Consider the following 13,791-nt stretch of genomic DNA (forward strand, 5'->3'; position numbering starts at 1 on the left):
CGAGATTATTGTCCCATCGAGACCACGGCGTTGACGGCCGCGGCGACGAGCACGGTGTTGAAAAAGAACGAGACGACGGCATGCAGGAGGTTGATCCTGCGCATCCCGGTGGAGGTGATCGTCGTGTCCGACGTCTGCGCCGTCATGCCGATCACGAAGGAGAAGTAGAGAAAATCATAGGCGCCGGGATCGTCGGTCTCCGGGAAGTCGAGGCCGCCGCGCCTGGCGTCGTTTTCCTCCTCCTGTTCGGCCGGCCGCCAGTAGAGATGGGCATAATGCAAGGCAAACATCGTATGGATCGTCAGCCAGCCGAACACGACCGATGCAAAGGCGAGCGAGACTTCCGCCAGGCTGGCGGGTCTTGCGCTGTTCAGGGCCTCGAAAAGCGCGATGACGGCGGTGACCACGGCAAACAGCGTCACGGCCAGGATGACCGGGGCGGGCTCATCGTCGTTCTGTCCCTTGGCCTTCAGCGCCGCGCCATCGAGATGTGGGATCCGCATCGCGATCATGGCGAGGTAGATCAGAAAGAAAACGATCGCCGCGGCGCCGGGCGCAAGATGCGGCGCATAGGTGAGCAGAAACGGCAGACAGACGAGCGACGCGATGGTGCCGGCGAAGAACGGCCCGTGCCGGTGATGCTTCAGGGTCGACCAGTGGCTCGGCATGGCGGCTTCCGATATCTCAAGGGCCGGATCCGGGGCCAGGTTGAGGACCGGATTTGGCGCGCCGGCAGAGGCGGTCCAGTACTTCGAGAAATTTAGACCGGTCGCGCGATGCAAAGGCCGCGTTGTAACCCTTGCTCTCGCCGGTTTCCCTCAGATGTGCACCGAGATCACGCATGGCGCTGGCCATGCCGATATTGGTTTCGTCGAAGATGCGGCCGGTCGGGCCGGTGACGAGTGCGCCTGTCGCAACACATCGGCCGGCAAGCGGCACGTCGGCGGTCACGACGATGTCACCCGGGCCGGCGCGTTCGGCGATCCAGTTGTCAGCCGCATCGAAGCCTGCGGAAACGATGACATTGTGCACCATCGGATCACGCGAAGGACGCAGGCCGGAATTGGCGACGAAGGTGACCTCGAGGCCGTGGCGTTCGGCCACCTTCAGGATTTCAGGCTTCACCGGGCAAGCGTCCGCATCGACATAGATCATGCTGTCGTCGTTCTCTCAGTGATGCAATGCGCGAGAGGCGGAGCCGTGCGGATGTCTCTCAGGCCATCGCCGTGGTCTGATCGTCCGTGGTTGCCCCCGGCGCATTCTTCTTGATGGATTCGATGGCCGCGACGGCGGACGCCTTTGCGGAATAACCTTCCGACGAGAACAATGTCTGGCCGTTGGACGCCTTGAAACGGAACCGGAATTCGCCGGCCTTGTCCTTGTAGATCTCGAATTTGTACATATGGATGTCCTTTCAATACGACGGGCGGATAATAGAGGCGATTTGTTCCAGAATACAAGCCGGTGGGATCAGTAGATCACCACGGAGCGAATGCTTTCGCCGCCGTGCATCAGTTCGAAACCCTTGTTGATATCTTCGAGCGGCATGGTGTGGGTGATCATCGGATCGATCTCGATCTTGCCCTCCATGTACCAGTCGACGATCTTCGGCACGTCGGTGCGGCCGCGTGCGCCACCGAAGGCGGTGCCCATCCACGTGCGGCCGGTGACAAGCTGGAAGGGCCGCGTCGAGATTTCCTGACCAGCGCCGGCGACACCGATGATGACCGACTTGCCCCAGCCACGGTGGGACGATTCGAGCGCCTGACGCATGACCTTCGTATTGCCCGTGCAGTCGAAGGTATAGTCGGCGCCGCCGATCTGGTCTGCGCCGCGCTTGGTCATGTTGACGAGATAGGGCACGATGTCTTCGCCGACGTCCTTCGGATTGACGAAATGGGTCATGCCGAAGCGTTCGCCCCAGGCCTTCTTGTCGTTGTTGAGGTCGACGCCGATGATCATGTCGGCGCCAGCAAGCCGCAGGCCCTGGATGACATTGAGGCCGATACCGCCGAGACCGAAGACGATCGCCGTCGCGCCGATTTCCACCCTGGCGGTATTGATGACCGCGCCGATGCCGGTGGTGACGCCGCAGCCGATGTAGCAGACCTTGTCGAAGGGGGCGTCCGGGTTGATCTTCGCGACGGCGATCTCCGGCAGGACCGTATAGTTCGCGAAGGTCGAGCAGCCCATGTAATGATGGATCCTGTCCTTGCCGATCGAGAAGCGCGACGTTCCATCGGGCATGAGACCCTGGCCCTGGGTGGAGCGAATCGCGGTGCAGAGATTGGTCTTGCGGGACAGGCACGAGGGGCATTCGCGGCATTCCGGCGTGTAGAGCGGAATGACGTGGTCGCCCTTCTTCACCGAGGTGACGCCCGGACCGACATCGACGACGATGCCGGCACCTTCATGGCCGAGGATCGCGGGGAAGAGGCCTTCCGGATCGGCGCCCGACAGCGTGAAATCGTCGGTGTGGCAGATACCGGTCGCCTTCACCTCGATCAGCACTTCGCCGGCGCGCGGGCCTTCGAGCTGCACGGTCATCACTTCGAGCGGTTTTCCAGCCTGGACGGCGACTGCGGCGCGGACATCCATAGTGTCTCTCCCCTGGTGCTTCAGAATCTGCGTTCATTCGGCGCGGACTTTGGCATGGCGGGGTGTCCCCGCTCAAGCCGGAACCGGCCGCTGGAGGTCGCAAAAAGGCGGGAGCACGCTCAAGGCTGGATGAGCGGCACGTGTGGTGAAGCGGTGCGAGGAACGAGGCCGGTCAGGCGAGGATCGTCCAGCACCTCGACCATCAGCGCATAGGGCTTGAAACCGGAACGCTGGTAGAAGGGAAGCGCTGCCGCCGAATCGAAATGGCAGGTATGCACCCAGAAACGGCGGATCGGCCTCGCCCAGGCCTTTTCGATCGCCCAGTTCATCAGGAAACGGCCGCCGCCCTTGCCGATCGCCTCGGCGATCAGCCCGAAGAAGGACAGTTCGCACTCGCCTTCCTGGCGGAAATCGAGTTCGAGCAGGCCGATCCGGCGCCCGCCATCCTCCAGGACATAGACCTCCACGCCGGGATCGTTCAGGATCGCCGAAAGCTCGTCATCGGCCATGGCAAGGCGGGAAACCCACATCCAGTTTTCCCCGACGGCCCGGAAGAGCGCCCGGTATGCGGCCAGTTCCGACGGCATCAAACGCTTCAGGGCCAGGGTTTCCGGCGCCCGGGCGGTCTTTCCCGTGGGCCGCACCAGCATTTCGAGACAGGTCACGACCGTTGCAAGCTTGCCCGGCGGGACGGGAAAATAGCCAAGGGGAAGGGCGGTGTGTTCGCTTTTCATACAACCTTTGGAGCGGTTTCGAGCCGCAGAGTCAATGGCATGGACAGTCAAGGATGCGTCAATGGCCGAACAGCCTATCGCAGGCAAAGACAATCGCGTAGGAGTGGATGGAAACCGCGGCATAAAGGCCGAAGCCCGCCATAAGCCGCTCCGCCGGGTGCATCGGTTCGAGCTGCTCGCGCGGCTTGATCGAAACGGCCCCCATCAGGCTGATCAGGGTGAAGACGGCAAGTGTGGCGATCAGCGCAGTGGCGGAAAGACCGATCCGGAAACCGACCCAGAGCATCAGCAGCGTGATGCCGAAGCTGGCGATGAGGAGCAGGTTGCGGCTCGTGAAGATCTGGCGCAGCACCTGACCGCCGTCGAAGCGGTGCATGGGCAGGAGGTTGAGAAGATTAAAGGCGCCGAGGATCAGCAGGAAGACGAGCGCCGGCTGCCGCAGGCCGCCGAGCGACAGGAAGCGGCCGGTGGAAAGCTCATGCGCGGAGATGATGATCGGCACCAGGAAAGCGGACATGCCGGCGCCCATCAGGGCGCAGGTCGCGACTTCAAACCGGCTATTATAGGGCCGTCCGCCGATTGCGATTCCCCCGAGCAGCGGCACGAAGATCATCCTGACCCTTTCATGGCCGAAGGCCCGGTAGGCGACCATGTGGCCGAGTTCGTGGAAGACGATCACCAGCGTCAGGGCGGCCGAGATCGCAAGGCCTGCGGCGGTGAGCCCGAAGAAAGGCCAGAGCAGCAGCGTCGAAAGGAGCGCCAGGAAAAACTGGGTCGCCGGATGTTCGACGAGCCCGCCGGTGCGCGGCTGCCCGTCCTTCAGCCAGGCGGCGAGCGAGGAAAGCTCGCGGCGCATCGTGAAATAGCGGAACAGATAGACCGCAAGCCCGCGATAGCTGTCCGTCTGGGCGAAGGTGATCGTCGCGCCGCCGGCGGCGGTGGAGACGGAGCGGCGTTCCTCGAAATCGTTCCAGAACGACAGATCGAGGGCGGTGTCGTCGATTACGCGGGCGCGGCTTTCGTAGGTGCCCTCCGCGGCATCGATGCGATCTTCGACTTCGAATACCCGTCCGATCGGCTGGCCGCGGCGGTCGGGATGGCGGTAGGCGACCCGGATGCGGCCTTTCCCACCATCCTCGTGCCGGCTCGACAAGATTGCCGGGTTCCAGCTCGCCTCTTCGCCGCCCGGGTGGACCGCCTCCCACAGGCGTTCCGGGCTCGCCTCGAGCCGGCGGCTGAGCGTTATGGTGCGGCGACCGACCGGTGCGGCCATCATCAGCCAGATGAGGCCGAGATTGAGCGTCAGCAGCACGACGGCGGAAACGATGGACGTCACGGGAGATCTCCTGGGGCCGCCGGCATGGCATGGGCCGATCATCGCCGGCGATCATAGCCCTTCCGTTTTTCCCCTCGGTTTATGCAATCGCTAAAATACGATCCAGCAGCCGCGTCGATCCCTCTCGCCGCCATTTCAGGCGGCGACCTCCTCGTCCAGAACCTGCCGGTCGTCGGTCACCAGCCAGCGATCGGTGCGCAGAACCTCCTTCGGCCGGTCGAACGTGACGACCGCCGACATCATGTCCCGCCAGGCCGGGTGGTGTTCGGAACGCGGAGCGCATTCGTCGATTTCCTTCAGCACCCGGGCTTCGAGCGGAGAAAGCATGAGACGGCCACGATCGAGCGCGCCGCGCAGGACGCGCCACACATGGGCGAGGTCATAGGCGGTCACGCCCGGGGCGGCTGGTCTTGCGGCATGATAAGCACCGATGGCATGCGGCTCCAGGGCGAGGCGGATCTGATCGAGCGCGAAGGCGGACAGGCTTTCCGGCACTTCCGCAGCGACTTCCATCACATGCAGGAGGAGCTCCAGTTCAAGCGCCGAATGGACGACGCCATCGATGGAAATGCTGCGAATCAGCCAGCCGGCCTTGGCTTCATCGATGAGACCCGCCGGAGCGGCGCCATGCACGATGAAAGCCGTCATCGTCTCGACGAAATAGGCAGTCCATTCGGGATTCGGTTCCGGGCAGGCTTCGTTCAGCGCAAAGAGGCCAAGGGCATCCTCGAAAGAACGAACGCCACCGGGCAGCGCGTATTTGCGCAGCATCAAAACATCTTCGGCCACAATGCGACCCTTCCCGGCGATGACGCATGCCGGAAAAGAAAAGCGGAACCCGCTCATCTCTTTTCTCCGTTTCATCATGAAACTGCATGTGGGTCATAAATTGCAGAAGTTGAGGGCCGGCAAAGAAGGGCGGTTAACCCGTGCTCAAGGCCATTGCTAAACTCATGCGGCCTGCTTCGATTTGAGACGTTCGCGCCAAATGATGAAGAGGCCGGAGGCGACAATGATAGCGATGCCGAGCCACTTGGAGGCCGTCGGAAAGTCGTCGAAGAGCGCGTAGCCGAGGACGGTCGCCGAGATGATCTCGAAATACTGAAAGGGAGCCAGCAGCGAAAGCGGCGCCAGGCGAAACGCGCGGACGACCAGCAGGTGCATGTAGCCGGAGATGGAGCCGAGGAGGACGAGTAGAAGAAGTCCGAGCCAGGTGGCAGGAAGCGAGGGCTGAAAATCGGCGCCGCCGAGATCGCTGCCGATGCTCAGCGCGCCCAGCATGAACAAGGTGCCGCCGAGGCCCGCCATGGTCTGCATGACGAGCAGCGAATCGGCCTCGCCGATGGCACGGTTCAGAAAGAGGTAGAGCGTATAGAGGAAGGCGCAGGCGACCGGCAGCAGCGCCGTCCAGCCGAAGATCGCGTAGCTCGGCTGGATGACGATCATCGCGCCGCCGAAACCGATGACGATCGCCAGCCAACGCCGCCAGCCGACCTTTTCGCCCAGAAAGATCGCCGACATCATCGTCAGCATGAAGGGTTCGACGAAATAGATGGCGAAGACGTCTGCGAGCGGCATGTATTTGACCGCGACGAAGAACATCAGGCTCGCCCCCGCATGCAGGACGCCGCGCAACAGGTTCATCCAGGGGCGTTTCGCCCGGAAGACGGCGGCGCCGGTGAAATAGACGAGCGGCAGGACGCAAACGAGCTGGAAGAAGAACCGGTAGAAGGTGACCTGCCCCGGAGACATCGCCTCGAACGTCGCCATGTATTTGGCGATCGCATCCATCACCGGCAGGATGACCATGCAGATGGTCATGATTGCCATGCCCTTCAGGGGATTTTCAGGTGTGGGAGAGGGCATGCCGGGCACTTTCAAAGAACGCGTTCTTCAACCACAGGCGTAGGCGATCTTCAAGCGGGGAGCTCGGGCCGACTGGTATCCGACGGCATCCGGGCAACAAAAAACCCGGCCGGAGCCGGGTTGATTTGGTGCGGTCGAGAAGACTCGAACTTCCACGTCTTGCGACACAGCGACCTCAACGCTGCGCGTCTACCAATTCCGCCACGACCGCATCGTGGTAGGTGCCGATTTGCGCCGGCGGGGAGCATGTAGCAAAAGGATCTGGTGGGCACAAGTGCGCCGTGACAGATTTTTGAAGGATAAAAATCCTCTGTGGAAATGCCTATATGGGCAGAGGTCGAAAAGCCCGGCTTGCCGGCCGTTTCCGTTTTTGCCAGAAGAATTTCCATGCTGACACGTACCGACCTCAATATCTCCATGTTGCCGAAAGAGGGCTCGCCGCCGGTCCGCTGGCGGATTTCCGAAGGTCTCGTTCCCTATGAGGAGGCCGTGGCGGAGATGGAGCGCGAGGTGGCGGCGATCGCCGACGGGAGGACCGACGAACTCGTCTGGCTGCTCGAGCACCCACCTCTCTATACAGCCGGCACGAGCGCCGATTCGGCCGATCTCATCGAGCCCGACCGGTTCCCGGTGTTTTCCACCGGCCGCGGCGGCGAATACACCTATCACGGCCCCGGCCAGCGGGTCGGCTATGTGATGCTCGACCTCAAACGCCGGCGGCAGGACGTGCGCGCCTATGTGGCGGCGCTGGAGGAATTGATTATCCGCACGCTCGGGATGATGAACGTGCGCGGCGAGCGGCGCGAGGACCGCGTCGGGGTCTGGGTGCGCCGGCCGGAAAAGCCGCTTCTGCCGGACGGATCCATGGCCGAGGACAAGGTGGCGGCGCTCGGAATCAGGTTGCGGCGCTGGGTAAGCTTTCATGGCCTGTCGCTTAACGTCGATCCGGATCTTTCGCATTTTTCTGGCATCGTACCCTGCGGAATCAGCGCCCATGGCGTGACGAGCCTCGTGGATCTCGGACTTCCCGTCATGATGGCCGATGTCGACATGCGGCTGCGCGAGGCTTTCGAGGATATTTTCGGGCCGACGGTTTCGGAACGATAAGGGAAAAGCGGATGGTGGAACTGAAGGTAAAGCCCCGGCCGATCGGCGCGACGGCGGTGCTCGGACGGCTTGGTCACCCGCAGGTTACGAGCGAGACGAACGGCAGCGTGGATGTGGTCACGGGCGCTTCCGAGGTGGGTTTCAATCCGCTCGACCTGATGTTCTCGTCGCTTGCCGCCTGCCTGGTGCTGAGCGCCCGCATTGCGGCGAGCAAGCTCGGTATTCTGGATCGTCTGAAGGAAGTCCAGGTGCATGTCACCGGAGAAAAGGCCCACGAAGGTCCTTCGCGGATAACCCGCTTTGTCGTCGACATGCGGATCGACGGCGATTTCAAGCCGGAGGAAAGGGCGGAAATCGCCGAGATGGCGGAAGAAATCTGCACCGTCAGCAATACGCTGAAAGGCACGCCGGAGTTTTCAATGGAGATGGGCTAGTCGTCGTCCGGAATGCGGCTGTCGACGCCTTCGAGCCGCAGATTGTTGACGATGCCATTCACGCCTTTGATCGCCTGGATGCGGCGGACGATTTTCCGGGAGGCGGATGCCTCGTCCACGGCGCCTTCGATCGTCACGGTGCCGTTCTCGACATGGAGGTCGATCGAGGCCATATCGATCCCGTCCAGTTCCTCGATCGCATCGCTGACGCGTTCTTCGAGGTCGTCGGCTTCTTCCAGACCTTTGGTGGCGGGGCGGACGTCGTCGGCGAGACGCTCTTCCAGTCCGTCGAAATCCGCTTCGTCGATCCGGTAGCCTTCATTGCGGTCGTTGTCGAAATTGGCCTTGGTGCCGCCGTAGGCGGTGTTGTCGACCGGCCTTGCGCCGGCGCCGGCGGCATCGTCGTAGGGCCAGCCGTCGTCGATATTGCGATCGTCGTAGTCGCGGAAATCCTCTTCGCGGGAAATATCGTCAACCTTGCGCTTGGCCGGCATGGTCGTCTCCTGTCATCTTCCTGGAAATAGGCCCGGCGCACCTGCCGGCGCGCCGGGCAACAGCCTCAATGGCTCGTGGATGCGCCATTCTTGTTGCCCGTCAGGGTCAGATGGCTTTCGACATCATGTACGCCATCCACGGTTTCCGCGCTCAGCACCGCCTTGCGGGCCGAAAACACGGTATCGACCGAACCTTCGAGAATAACCTTGGTTCCCTCGGCATGCGGCTCGATATGGGATGCGTCGACGTCCGGCAGGCCGGCCAGACGTTCGGATACCCGCTGTTCGAGTTCGGCTGCGGTCTTGTCTGCGATTGCATTCATGGTCGTAGCTCCTCGTCAATCTGCGACGGGACAACGGACGAATGCGGTTTTTGTTCTGGGCTTGCGCTATTTTCCCTTGTCCCACCTGCGGAGGAGGCGGTCGCGTTTCAGGCGGGACAGGCGCTTCAGCCAGAAGATCCCGTCGAGCTGATCGATCTCGTGCTGGATGCAGATGGCATGGAAGCCTTCGGCGTCCTCCTCGTGGAACGCACCCTTGATATCCTGATAGCGGAACCGGATTTTTCGCGGGCGTTCGACCTCGTCCGTGGCACCGGGCATGGAGACGCTGCCTTCGATGTGCCGCATGGTCTCGGCCGAAAGGGCGAGGATTTGCGGATTGACGTAAAACCGCGGGCCGTCCTGCTTTGGCAGTTCCAGCACGACGAGGCGGGTGAACACGCCGACATGAGCGGCGGTGATGCCGACGCCCGATGCTGCCCGCATGGTGTCGAGCAAATCACCGGCGAGGACCGCAAGCTCCGCATCGAAAAGGGCCACCGGCTCGCAGGGTTTCGACAGCCCCGGATCTGGATATTTCAGGATGGCGCGGACGGTCATCTTAACCTCATCGGCATGGTTTTCGGATAGAGACATACGAAGGTGATCCCGCATGCTCAAGCCTTGCCGCTTGAACACTGCTGGACGCCTCGGGCCAATTGTTCTAGCAGGAGGATCAGGCGAGGGAAGCGGTCGTGCCGGATGGGGTTATCCGGTTGTTGACAGTATGCTTTTCGCCGCCATTCTCCTTGTTCCGGACGTCAACAGCGAGGGCGGCAGATGAGCGATATCGGCGAAGACACCCGCCTGCGCACCAGGACCGACGAAGCCGGCGACGACATCTATTCCGAGGACGGCTCGATCCGCGCCGATTTCCTGGCGATGGTGGGTGCGGCGATCGCCGACCGCGACACGCTTTTCCTGCGCAGCCATGTCGCACGGCTGCACGAATCGGAGCTCGGCGACCTTCTCGAAGCGATCCTGCCGGACCAGCGCCTTGCGCTCGTCAAGCTGCTCGGCAGCGACTTCGACCTGACGGCGCTGACCGAGGTCGACGAAGCGATCCGCATGGAGATCGTCGACCAGATGCCGAACGAGCAGATCGCGGCGGCGATCGGCGATCTCGATTCGGACGATGCGGTCTACATTCTCGAGGACCTCGACCACGAGGACCGGGAGGAGATCCTCGCGCAGCTGCCGTTCACCGAACGGGTGAGGCTGCGCCGCGCGCTGGATTATCCGGAGCAATCGGCCGGCCGCCGCATGCAGACGGAATTCGTCGCGGTGCCGCCGTTCTGGACGGTTGGCCAGACGATCGACTACATGCGCGAGGACGAGGACCTGCCGGAGAGTTTTACGCAGATCTTCGTCATCGACCCGACCTTCAAGCTGCTTGGCGTTCTCGACCTGGACCGGCTGCTGCGCAGCAAGCGGCAGGTGAAGATCGAGACAATCATGCGGGAGACGAATTATCCGATCCCCGCCGACATGGACCAGGAAGAGGCCGCCCAGCTCTTCGAACAATACGACCTCCTGTCGGCAGCCGTCGTCGACGAGAACGGCAGGCTGGTCGGGGTGCTGACCATCGACGACGTGGTCGACGTGATCCAGGAAGAGGCGGAGGAGGACATCATGCGCCTCTCCGGCGTCGGCGATGAAGAACTGTCGGACTCGGTCAAGGAAACATCTCGTTCCCGCGTTCCATGGCTGCTGATCAATCTTTTCACCGCCTTCATTTCCGCATCGGTGATCTCGCTTTTCGAGGCGACGATCGAGCAGGTGGTGGCGCTGGCGATCCTGATGCCGATCGTCGCCGGCATGGGGGGCAATGCCGGCTCACAGACGATGACGGTGACGGTGCGCGCGCTCGCCACCCGCAACCTCGACATCCACAATGCCTGGCGCGTGGCGCGTCGCGAAGCCGGCGTCGGGCTCATCAACGGCGTGGTGATCGGCTGCCTCGTCGGCACCGTGGCGGGCCTCTGGTTCCATGACGTGCATATAGGCGGGCTGATCGCCACCGCCATGCTGATCAACATGTTCGCAGCCGCGATGGCAGGCATCCTGATCCCGCTGGTCCTCGACCGGGCCGGCGCCGATCCGGCGGTATCCTCCGCGGTCTTCGTGACGGCAATCACCGATACGACCGGGTTCTTCTCGTTCCTCGGGCTCGCCACATGGTGGTTCATGCTGAGCTGAATTCCGCGATCGACCGCCAGAGCGAGGCGGCAAAATTGACTGTTACGTAAAAGTCAATTAGTTTGAACGCCGACGCAGCAGGAATTGATCGTGAACAAATATTATAGCATCACGGAGCTGACGCGTGAATTCGGGGTCTCGACCCGCACGCTTCGCTTCTATGAGGATGAAGGTCTCATCCATCCCGAACGCCGCGGTCGCACCCGGCTTTTTCGGGCGGCGGATCGCAGGCTCATCCAGGAAATCCTGCGCGGGCGCCGCATCGGTTTCACTATCGCCGAGATCCGAGAAATCATCCAGGTCTACAAGGAGCCGCCGGGCGAGCTCGGCCAGTTGAAGCTCCTCATGAAGCGTATCGACGAGAAGCGCGACGAACTGCGCCAGAAGCGCAAGGACATCGACGACACGCTGGCCGAACTCAACAATGTCGAGGAAGCCTGCCTGACCCGGCTTGCCGAGATTGGCGTCGGGACCTGAAACCTCAAATCTGAAGCGTCTCCGCATGCCGCAGGACCGCAGCGGCACATGGGCGCGATCATTCAGTTTCGCTTGCCGCGCTTCGGGCTCCTGTTTTACCCTTGTCGTTGGCGCAAAACCGCCGCGCTTTTTGCGCGGCAGCCCTAGTTTCCGAACTGGGCGCCTATCGAACATTCCTCGGCAATCGCCTGGACGCGCTCGTCCTGCGGCGCGAGGGCTGCAGTCTGCAGCGGTGTCAGCAGCGACTGGGCGATCAGCCGGTCGGCCGTGCAGCCGCAGAAGCGCTGGCACAGGCCCTTGTCGTTGCCTTGCTGCAGGCAGCCCGCCTCGCAGCTCCGCACATAACTGACGCGCGGATCGGGCGCCGGGGCCGGAGAGATGAGCGAGAAAAGATAGACGAGGGCGATCAGCACCGGCTGATGGATGAGGTAGATCGCCAGGCTATGGCGACCAGCTTTCGAGAGAAGGTTCGGGCTCGTCTGGATCCCGGCTAGGCGTGGCAGCCAGCCGCGGAACATGGCGAGGCGGGCAATCGCCACGCCGGCCAGGAGCGCCGCGATCCAGGGGAAGAGCGGCACATAGTCGTTGGAACGCGGCGGGTATTCCGAAAAGCCCAGCCAGGCAAGCCATCTGGTGTCGAACAGAGCCGAATCGAGAAGGCCGGGACTGAGGCCGTAGTCGGCGACCATCAGGGCAATGACGGCAAGGACGAGCGCACCCGTGACCGGCGGGGGCAGGCGCAGGAAAGCCAGGCCGATCAGGCTCGACAATGCGATATTGTGCAGGATGCCGAAATAGATCCACTCGTTTGGAAAGGCGACGCGGGTCGCGATGCTGATCGCCGCGGCCGCGCCGGCGACCATGGCGAACCGCTTCCAGAAGGAACGCCAGCGGACCGCCGGAACATGCGCCAGCACCAGGCTGACCCCGGCGAGGAAAAGAAAACTGCTGGCGATCGACCGGGCGTAGATGCGAAAGAAGCCCTGCGTGGCCGTGCCGGGATCGAGATAACCGAAGAATTCCAGGTCCCAGGTGAAATGATAGGTCGCCATGGCGACGAGCGCCACGCCGCGCAGCGTATCGATCAGCGTGATACGGGGCATCCTGAGGGAGAGAGCTGGGTTTTCGGCGACAGTCACTGCGGGTCTTTCGGTTTACGAGGCATCACGGTCCATGATCGCCAGCCGCGCCTCGGAAAAATACTGGCGGCGGGCGAGCACGAAGATGACGAAGACGGTCATCGCCATGAACATATAGGGCCCGGCGAACCAGCCGAGATAGCCGACCGACAAAAAGAGGGCCCTGAGCCCGGCGTTGAAATGCTTGGCGGCGATGGTGTTCATGCGCACCACCTGATCGGCCGCCCGTTCCGCAGCTGCGCGGTCGACATTCGTCTCGTGCATCATCGGCAAGGCGCCGAACAGAATGGTGCAGTAGTTGAAGAGGCGATAGGACCAGCCGAACTTGAAGAAGGCATAACCGAACAGGAAGGTGAGGCCGGCCACCTTGATCTCGAAAGCGGTTCGTCCGCCATAGGCGACCATGGGCAGGTTGCCGAATACCGCTTCCACCTTGTCGGTGGCGCCCAGCAGCGCGAAGCAGCCGCCGATCGCGAAGATCGAGGTGGAAGCGAAGAATGCCGTACCGTTCTGCAGACCCGCCATGATCTGGGTGTCGATCATCTTCAGGTCACGCCGGAGCGAATTGTAGATCCAGGACTTGCGGCGCTCGGCCATGGCCCGGTTCAGGCTGGCGCGCGGGAAAATCCAGGATCCCGAACCGGCCGTGACCCAGGAATAACCCGACCAGAGCAGGGCGAAGAGAGCAAGCGCGATATAGTCGGCGATCGTCATGGGTCTCACCGGGACTCAAGGGGTCGATATTCCAGTTCGTCATGCTTTGTTTCGCGCGCGTCGGCAAGCCTCAGGGCAAAAGCACGGAACCCTATCGCCCCCGAAGGCATTGGAAGAATGACAGACCTGTGGCTTTGTCGCGGTTTGCGCCACGTTTTCGCCACTTTCCGCATTGCGGACGCGGGCGCTTTTTAATAGACCATTGCCATACGATCCTTCGAGGACGTCATCCGATGCGCGAAGAACCTGGAGACCACATGGACGAGACGGCACAGAAATCTTGCTGGGGCGTGACCTTCAAGGCGCTGGTAGGATTTGCGGGCGCGCTTGCCCTTGCCTATCTTTTCGGCGCGATCTGATTTTTCAGGTCGAA

18 protein-coding genes and 1 tRNA gene are annotated in these 13,791 nt (G+C 62.3%); 5 read left to right on the top strand and 14 right to left on the bottom strand.

Annotated features, from left to right (window positions below; genetic code table 11):
- Positions 1-5 precede the first annotated feature (5 nt).
- The 9 genes from DMO26_RS05680 to DMO26_RS05720 form a co-directional block, all read right to left on the bottom strand.
- Complete coding sequence (locus DMO26_RS05680; protein WP_117191079.1) at positions 6-668, bottom strand: DUF1345 domain-containing protein; 663 nt, start codon at positions 666-668, stop codon at positions 6-8.
- Between the two features lie 16 nt (positions 669-684).
- Positions 685-1,155 carry a YaiI/YqxD family protein gene (locus tag DMO26_RS05685; protein ID WP_117191080.1) on the bottom strand — a complete coding sequence of 157 codons (471 nt, stop codon included), beginning with the start codon at positions 1,153-1,155 and terminating at the stop codon, positions 685-687.
- Positions 1,156-1,213: 58 nt separating this feature from the next.
- Entirely contained in the window at positions 1,214-1,402 is a 189-nt protein-coding gene (locus DMO26_RS05690; protein WP_117191081.1) for a YegP family protein, read from the bottom strand.
- A 68-nt stretch (positions 1,403-1,470) separates the two neighbouring features.
- Positions 1,471-2,598 carry an S-(hydroxymethyl)glutathione dehydrogenase/class III alcohol dehydrogenase gene (locus DMO26_RS05695; protein ID WP_117191082.1) on the bottom strand — a complete coding sequence of 376 codons (1,128 nt, stop codon included), beginning with the start codon at positions 2,596-2,598 and terminating at the stop codon, positions 1,471-1,473.
- 119 nt (positions 2,599-2,717) lie between these two features.
- Positions 2,718-3,332 (bottom strand): GNAT family N-acetyltransferase, encoded by a 615-nt coding sequence (locus DMO26_RS05700; RefSeq protein ID WP_117191083.1) that lies wholly within the window; start codon positions 3,330-3,332, stop codon positions 2,718-2,720.
- A gap of 58 nt (positions 3,333-3,390) precedes the next feature.
- A complete protein-coding gene (locus DMO26_RS05705) occupies positions 3,391-4,668 on the bottom strand; it encodes a hypothetical protein (protein ID WP_117191084.1) in 1,278 nt (425 codons plus the stop codon).
- A gap of 135 nt (positions 4,669-4,803) precedes the next feature.
- Positions 4,804-5,439, bottom strand: coding sequence for a hypothetical protein (locus tag DMO26_RS05710; RefSeq protein ID WP_162894737.1), 636 nt, complete (start codon positions 5,437-5,439; stop codon positions 4,804-4,806).
- Positions 5,440-5,619: 180 nt separating this feature from the next.
- Entirely contained in the window at positions 5,620-6,534 is a 915-nt protein-coding gene (locus tag DMO26_RS05715; protein WP_117191086.1) for a DMT family transporter, read from the bottom strand.
- 126 nt (positions 6,535-6,660) lie between these two features.
- A tRNA-Leu gene (locus DMO26_RS05720) sits at positions 6,661-6,745 on the bottom strand.
- Positions 6,746-6,921: 176 nt separating this feature from the next.
- On the opposite strand from DMO26_RS05720, the gene lipB reads away from it, so the two are divergent.
- Both lipB and DMO26_RS05730 read left to right on the top strand, forming a co-directional pair.
- Positions 6,922-7,641, top strand: a complete 720-nt coding sequence (gene lipB / locus DMO26_RS05725; RefSeq protein WP_117191471.1) for a lipoyl(octanoyl) transferase LipB — start codon at positions 6,922-6,924, stop codon at positions 7,639-7,641.
- 11 nt (positions 7,642-7,652) lie between these two features.
- A complete protein-coding gene (locus tag DMO26_RS05730; RefSeq protein WP_117191087.1) occupies positions 7,653-8,075 on the top strand; it encodes an OsmC family protein in 423 nt (140 codons plus the stop codon).
- Here the strand turns inward: DMO26_RS05730 and DMO26_RS05735 are convergent.
- From DMO26_RS05735 to DMO26_RS05745, 3 genes are all read right to left on the bottom strand, one after another.
- Positions 8,072-8,569, bottom strand: coding sequence for a BON domain-containing protein (locus DMO26_RS05735; protein WP_117191088.1), 498 nt, complete (start codon positions 8,567-8,569; stop codon positions 8,072-8,074). The genes DMO26_RS05730 and DMO26_RS05735 overlap by 4 nt on opposite strands.
- A 65-nt stretch (positions 8,570-8,634) precedes the next feature.
- Positions 8,635-8,892, bottom strand: a complete 258-nt coding sequence (locus DMO26_RS05740; RefSeq protein ID WP_117191089.1) for a BON domain-containing protein — start codon at positions 8,890-8,892, stop codon at positions 8,635-8,637.
- 66 nt (positions 8,893-8,958) lie between these two features.
- Positions 8,959-9,450: a peptide deformylase gene (locus DMO26_RS05745; RefSeq protein WP_117191090.1), complete on the bottom strand. Its 492-nt coding sequence runs from the start codon at positions 9,448-9,450 to the stop codon at positions 8,959-8,961.
- A gap of 219 nt (positions 9,451-9,669) precedes the next feature.
- Between DMO26_RS05745 and mgtE the strand changes: the two genes are divergently transcribed.
- Entirely contained in the window at positions 9,670-11,088 is a 1,419-nt protein-coding gene (gene mgtE, locus DMO26_RS05750; protein ID WP_117191091.1) for a magnesium transporter, read from the top strand.
- 84 nt (positions 11,089-11,172) lie between these two features.
- A complete protein-coding gene (locus DMO26_RS05755) occupies positions 11,173-11,565 on the top strand; it encodes a MerR family transcriptional regulator (RefSeq protein WP_162894738.1) in 393 nt (130 codons plus the stop codon).
- Between the two features lie 143 nt (positions 11,566-11,708).
- On the opposite strand, the gene DMO26_RS05760 is transcribed toward DMO26_RS05755, so the two are convergent.
- Both DMO26_RS05760 and DMO26_RS05765 read right to left on the bottom strand, forming a co-directional pair.
- Positions 11,709-12,668 (bottom strand): DUF1624 domain-containing protein, encoded by a 960-nt coding sequence (locus DMO26_RS05760; protein ID WP_117191092.1) that lies wholly within the window; start codon positions 12,666-12,668, stop codon positions 11,709-11,711.
- Between the two features lie 51 nt (positions 12,669-12,719).
- A complete protein-coding gene (locus DMO26_RS05765) occupies positions 12,720-13,418 on the bottom strand; it encodes a DUF599 domain-containing protein (protein WP_117191093.1) in 699 nt (232 codons plus the stop codon).
- A gap of 233 nt (positions 13,419-13,651) precedes the next feature.
- Here DMO26_RS05765 and DMO26_RS34770 point away from each other — a divergent pair, with 233 nt between their 5' ends.
- Positions 13,652-13,777: a hypothetical protein gene (locus tag DMO26_RS34770; protein ID WP_264319349.1), complete on the top strand. Its 126-nt coding sequence runs from the start codon at positions 13,652-13,654 to the stop codon at positions 13,775-13,777.
- Positions 13,778-13,791: the final 14 nt, after the last annotated feature.

Source organism: Rhizobium terrae (assembly GCF_003425685.1).
GTDB lineage: Bacteria > Pseudomonadota > Alphaproteobacteria > Rhizobiales > Rhizobiaceae > Neorhizobium > Neorhizobium terrae.

Bases quoted from the DNA above. Each gene is read 5' to 3' on its own strand.
- DMO26_RS05740 (WP_117191089.1), bottom strand. From the start codon at position 8,892: ATGAATGCAATCGCAGACAAGACCGCAGCCGAACTCGAACAGCGGGTA.
- DMO26_RS05680 (WP_117191079.1), bottom strand. From the start codon at position 668: ATGCCGAGCCACTGGTCGACCCTGAAGCATCACCGGCACGGGCCGTTC.
- DMO26_RS05735 (WP_117191088.1), bottom strand. From the start codon at position 8,569: ATGCCGGCCAAGCGCAAGGTTGACGATATTTCCCGCGAAGAGGATTTC.
- DMO26_RS05685 (WP_117191080.1), bottom strand. From the start codon at position 1,155: ATGATCTATGTCGATGCGGACGCTTGCCCGGTGAAGCCTGAAATCCTG.
- DMO26_RS05690 (WP_117191081.1), bottom strand. From the start codon at position 1,402: ATGTACAAATTCGAGATCTACAAGGACAAGGCCGGCGAATTCCGGTTC.
- DMO26_RS05760 (WP_117191092.1), bottom strand. From the start codon at position 12,668: ATGCCCCGTATCACGCTGATCGATACGCTGCGCGGCGTGGCGCTCGTC.
- DMO26_RS34770 (WP_264319349.1), top strand. From the start codon at position 13,652: ATGCGCGAAGAACCTGGAGACCACATGGACGAGACGGCACAGAAATCT.
- DMO26_RS05710 (WP_162894737.1), bottom strand. From the start codon at position 5,439: ATGCTGCGCAAATACGCGCTGCCCGGTGGCGTTCGTTCTTTCGAGGAT.
- DMO26_RS05765 (WP_117191093.1), bottom strand. From the start codon at position 13,418: ATGACGATCGCCGACTATATCGCGCTTGCTCTCTTCGCCCTGCTCTGG.
- DMO26_RS05745 (WP_117191090.1), bottom strand. From the start codon at position 9,450: ATGACCGTCCGCGCCATCCTGAAATATCCAGATCCGGGGCTGTCGAAA.
- DMO26_RS05715 (WP_117191086.1), bottom strand. From the start codon at position 6,534: ATGCCCTCTCCCACACCTGAAAATCCCCTGAAGGGCATGGCAATCATG.
- DMO26_RS05695 (WP_117191082.1), bottom strand. From the start codon at position 2,598: ATGGATGTCCGCGCCGCAGTCGCCGTCCAGGCTGGAAAACCGCTCGAA.
- DMO26_RS05730 (WP_117191087.1), top strand. From the start codon at position 7,653: ATGGTGGAACTGAAGGTAAAGCCCCGGCCGATCGGCGCGACGGCGGTG.
- mgtE (WP_117191091.1), top strand. From the start codon at position 9,670: ATGAGCGATATCGGCGAAGACACCCGCCTGCGCACCAGGACCGACGAA.
- lipB (WP_117191471.1), top strand. From the start codon at position 6,922: ATGCTGACACGTACCGACCTCAATATCTCCATGTTGCCGAAAGAGGGC.
- DMO26_RS05700 (WP_117191083.1), bottom strand. From the start codon at position 3,332: ATGAAAAGCGAACACACCGCCCTTCCCCTTGGCTATTTTCCCGTCCCG.